5 protein-coding genes are annotated in these 4,894 nt (G+C 44.3%); 2 read left to right on the top strand and 3 right to left on the bottom strand.

Annotated features, from left to right (window positions below; genetic code table 11):
• On the top strand, positions 1-270 hold a 270-nt coding region (locus ABYB02_RS14615), incomplete at its 5' end, for an LPD1 domain-containing protein (RefSeq protein WP_372763143.1).
• Positions 271-298: 28 nt separating this feature from the next.
• On the opposite strand, the gene dcd is transcribed toward ABYB02_RS14615, so the two are convergent.
• A complete protein-coding gene (gene dcd, locus ABYB02_RS14610) occupies positions 299-883 on the bottom strand; it encodes a dCTP deaminase (RefSeq protein ID WP_372763142.1) in 585 nt (194 codons plus the stop codon).
• A 6-nt stretch (positions 884-889) separates the two neighbouring features.
• A complete protein-coding gene (gene apbC / locus ABYB02_RS14605; RefSeq protein WP_372763141.1) occupies positions 890-1,966 on the bottom strand; it encodes an iron-sulfur cluster carrier protein ApbC in 1,077 nt (358 codons plus the stop codon).
• A gap of 175 nt (positions 1,967-2,141) precedes the next feature.
• Here apbC and metG point away from each other — a divergent pair, with 175 nt between their 5' ends.
• Positions 2,142-4,163 carry a methionine--tRNA ligase gene (gene metG / locus ABYB02_RS14600; protein WP_372763140.1) on the top strand — a complete coding sequence of 674 codons (2,022 nt, stop codon included), beginning with the start codon at positions 2,142-2,144 and terminating at the stop codon, positions 4,161-4,163.
• A 55-nt stretch (positions 4,164-4,218) separates the two neighbouring features.
• On the opposite strand, the gene ABYB02_RS14595 is transcribed toward metG, so the two are convergent.
• The coding region (locus ABYB02_RS14595) for a haloacid dehalogenase type II (protein WP_372763139.1) at positions 4,219-4,894 on the bottom strand (676 nt) is incomplete at its 5' end.

The raw sequence follows: 4,894 nt of genomic DNA, 5'->3' as shown, positions 1-4,894 counted from the left end.
CAGGGCTTAACGGCAAACTCCTTTGTAGAACGCTGTATTGCATTTGATAAAGCCCACAAGCTGCATTACATGAGTTTACCAGAGGAGTTAGCAGCACGGTGTTTTGAAGCCTGTATTGCCAGCCACCCGCAGATAAAAAATAGCTTTTTAGTCAGTGGGCTTAATAGTAATCAGTTAATCTACCCAAGCAATCAGCATGTCAATCAGCTAAATACAGCGCTTAACCACTACTTTGCATTACTGGGTTATGCGCTGCATAAAGCGAGCTAAGCGGCCAATATTAACCTGCTGCTTGGTTTTAATTATCGTCGCTGATTCGACTGGCCACCGCACTGCTTTGATCTTTGTATTTAGCATCTTTACGGGTGTTATAGGGGTTTTCGCATGGGCCGGTGAGTGTTTCAAAGCTCATCGCGCCTATTTTCATCATCGGGCGCAGTGCTAATGGCAACTTACCCGAGTTGTAAAACTCCAGTACGATATTACCACTCCACCCGGGATCAATACGGTGCGCGGTAACATGCACCATTAGCCCTAACCGTGCCAATGATGAACGTCCATCTAACCAGCCAACAATATCTGCCGGCAGCGTTACTTTTTCGTGGGTAATAGCCAAGGCTAGTTCGCCTGGGTGTAAAAAGAACGCCTCACCTTCATTCAGTTCAATTTCGTCGCTCATAATTGAGTCTAAGGCTTTATTTAATTGATCTTTAGGACCACTTAAATCGACAAACGCCGCGGTATGGGCGTGGAAGGTTCTAAATTTATTGCCTAAACGTAAGTCGGCAGTCACCCCCGAAATCATTTCATCCGTGGGGGCAGGCTCAATAACAATACGGCCATCGTTTAGGTATTCTTTAATATGTGTATCTGAAAGTCTCATTGTGTATTAATCATCCGTAATCACAATTTCTACTGAATTATGATGCTGTTGATAGTAAAGCGTGCTGGCTATCAGCCTTGCAGCTGCGCTGTAGGTGTTACTGATTGCGGCGCTATGATCACTGGCAATAACTTTGCCTTGCTCTGAATATTCGCGAATATCGATGGCCAACGGAATATGCGACAGCACCGGCACGCCATGGCGGTGTGCCAACTTTTGTGCGCCGTCTTTGCCAAAAACATGATTAGCCTCACCACAATGGCTACAAATGTAATGGCTCATATTTTCGATTAACCCCAGCACTGGCACGTTCACTTTATTAAACATGGCAATGCCTTTTTGCGCATCGGCTAACGCTAAATCTTGCGGCGTGGTGACAATCACCGTGCCACTGGCCGGCACTTTTTGGCTCATGGTGAGCTGAATATCGCCGGTACCTGGCGGCATATCGACAATTAAATAATCAAGCTCCCCCCAGTCAGTTTCATTTAACAATTGGCTTAATGCCCCCGACGCCATTGGGCCGCGCCAAACCGTGGCATCATCGCTGGGGACTAAAAAACCGATCGACTGGGCTTTGAGCCCATTGGCATCAAACGGCAACAGCTGTTTGTTGTCGTGACTGCTCGGTTTTGCATCCACTAAGCCTAATAACATCGGAATAGACGGGCCATAAATATCCGCGTCTAAAATACCCACTTTAGCCCCTTCACATTGCAGCGCTGCGGCTAAATTAACAGCCGTGGTGGATTTTCCTACGCCCCCTTTACCCGAGGCAATAAGCACAATGTGTTTTATGGCTTTAAATTTTGCGGTTTCTTTTAGTTCAACAGTGGCCGAGACACTCACAGCAAGCGATAATGCATCACTGATAAACTCTGCAAGCTGTGGCATTTCTGATTGCGCCGCAAATGGCAGTGTCAGGGTAATATGCAGTGACTTATCGTCGTTTTGGCTAATATCTGTAATGAAGCTTTCATCAATGCCCACCGCAAACGCCGCACTTCGATATGCCGCTAACGCGGTAATAATCGGTTGTTTATCCACCGATTTAGAGGAGAATAGTTTCGACAGTCCAAACATAGTAATTAAATAACGTTTCTTTGATGAAAAGTGCCTCGGAATTATGTAACATTCAGGGCATTAACACCAGTCAATTAGTAAAAATCAATGAGCAGCGCGCAGTTATCGCCTTGCTTGTCGATTATATTATGATTTATCTTTGTTCCTTGCGAGGAACCGACAATTCGGAATGATTATGACGCAGCGAAAGATCCTAATTACCAGCGCATTACCTTATGCCAATGGCCCAACTCACTTAGGCCATTTATTGGAGTATATTCAAACTGATATTTGGTCACGTTTTCAAAAACTCCAAGGGCATGAAGCCTATTATGTTTGCGCCGACGATGCGCACGGCACCCCTATTATGCTTAATGCACAAAAGCAAGGGATCACGCCGGAAGAAATGGTCAAAAAGGTAAGTATTGAGCGCCAGCGTGACTTTGCTGATTTTAATATTAAATTTGATAATTATCACAGTACCCACAGCGACGAAAACAAACAACTCAGCGAGCTGATTTATAATCGTCTCAACGACGCTGGGCATATTAAAAAGCACACTATCTCGCAGTTATTTGACCCTGAAAAAGGCATATTTTTACCCGACCGATTTGTAACAGGTACCTGCCCTACGTGTAACTCTGAAAATCAAAATGGCGACAACTGTGATGCATGTGGCGCAACTTACAGCCCGACAGAGCTTATTAATCCGCGCTCTGCAATGTCGGGTGCCGAGCCTATTTTAAAAGACTCTGAGCATTACTTTTTTGACCTACCAGCATTTGAAGGCATGTTAAAAGAATGGCTCCACTCGGGCACCATTCAACAAGAAATGGCGAACAAACTCGATGAGTGGTTTACCGATGGCTTGCAGCAGTGGGATATTAGCCGCGATGCGCCGTACTTTGGTTTTGAAATTCCTAACGCTCCAGGCAAATACTTTTATGTATGGCTTGATGCGCCAATTGGTTATATGGCCAGCTTTAAAAACCTGTGTGACAAACAAGGCATCGACTTTGACGCATTTTGGGCAGAAGACTCAACTGCCGAGCTGTATCACTTTATTGGTAAAGACATTATTTATTTCCACAGCCTGTTTTGGCCAGCCATGTTAGAAGGCGCTAACTTTAGAAAGCCAACCAACGTGTTTGCCCATGGTTTTGTTACCGTTAACGGTGAAAAAATGTCTAAATCAAAAGGCACGTTTATTAAAGCGCGTACCTATTTAGATAACCTAGATCCTGAATACTTACGTTATTACTACGCGGCTAAACTTAGCGGCGGCATTACCGATCTAGACTTAAATTTAGAAGACTTTGCACAGCGTGTAAACTCAGATTTAGTTGGTAAAGTGGTCAATATAGCCAGCCGTTGTGCCGGCTTTATTACTAAAAAGTTTGACGGCAAGCTAAGCGACAGCGTCATGCAGCCTGAATTACTTGCCGAGTTTCAAGCTGCCGCACCGAATATTGCACAGCACTTTGAAAACCGCGAATTCAGCCGCGCTATTCGCGAAATAATGGCGCTGGCCGATAAAGCTAACCAATTTATTGATACCCAAGCTCCTTGGGTGTTAATTAAAGACGAAACCAAGCAACAACAAGCACATGAAGTATGCTCACTGGGGCTTAACTTATTCCGCGTATTAATTACATATTTAAAACCGGTATTGCCGGGCATGGCAGCCAATGTAGAAGCCTTTTTAAATGATGAGCTATCATGGAATGGCGTACAACAGGCATTAGTAAGCCACCCAATCAATAAATTTAAACCGTTAATGCAACGTGTAGAAATGGACAAAGTAAATAAAATGGTTGATGAATCAAAGGAGAGCCTAAGCTCAAAAGTAACAATTGATCCAAATAGCCCGCTGGCAAAAGAGCCTATTAGCGCAGAAATTGAATTTGATGACTTTGCAAAAGTAGACTTACGTGTGGCTAAAATTGCTAAAGCAGAGCATGTAGAAGGTGCCGATAAACTACTTAAACTCACCCTTGATTTAGGTGGCGAAACCCGCCAAGTGTTTGCCGGTATAAAATCGGCTTACGCACCTGAAGATATCGAAGGTAAACTCACCGTAATGGTAGCTAACCTTAAACCACGTAAAATGCGCTTTGGTATGTCAGAGGGTATGGTATTAGCAGCAGGTCCAGGTGGTAAAGAAATTTATATTCTTAACCCTGATGATGGCTCAGAGCCGGGCATGCGAGTCATGTAATTTATATTAACCAATAAAAACCGCTGCTGAGCAGCGGTTTTTTTATGGCTATTAATTATTGTTGAATAATTTGCTCCACAATAGCATCCATGCTGGTCGCATAAATATCAACTTGGCGATACAGTGGATGATAAGGCAGCCCTTTTCTATCGATAAAGGCAGCCTTGAGCCCCGCCGATAACGCCCCGTGTGTATCCCAATCGTGGGCGGCAACTAATCGTAAGCTAGTAACGGGCTGTTCAAGTGTTGAGGCCGCAAATTTGTATACTTGCGGATCGGGTTTAAAACTGCCGGTTTGCTCTACAGAAATAACCGTATCAAAATAATCAATTATCCCTGCATTTTCTAACTGTGAGGTTAACAGTTGTGTCGATGAATTAGAAAATGCCACTGTTTTAAACCCCGCCGCGCGCAACCGGCTCAATGCCGGTTTTATATCCGCATGGGCCGCAAGCTTTGCAAAGTTTGCCAATAACTGGGCTTTCTTCGTTGCAGACAACACCACCGCATAACGCACGGCTATATTGTCGAGCATCGCCTCAGCCAACGCAGCAAAGTTCGTCTGCAAGCCACTGCTAATACACACTGTTGACGTATGTAATAACTCGCTAAACCACAGCGGCAAGGCATGTTCACTGCCAAACACCTGCTTAAACTCTGCACTGAGCGTGGTTAAATCTAATACCGTTTCATTAATGTCAAAAAGTATCGTGTCTTTACTCATTTCATCT

The sequence above is a fragment of the Pseudoalteromonas sp. genome (genome assembly GCF_041613455.1).
Classification (GTDB): Bacteria; Pseudomonadota; Gammaproteobacteria; order Enterobacterales; family Alteromonadaceae; genus Pseudoalteromonas.
Note: the sequence above shows the minus strand (reverse complement) of the source record. Positions and strands in the feature narration are given on the sequence as shown.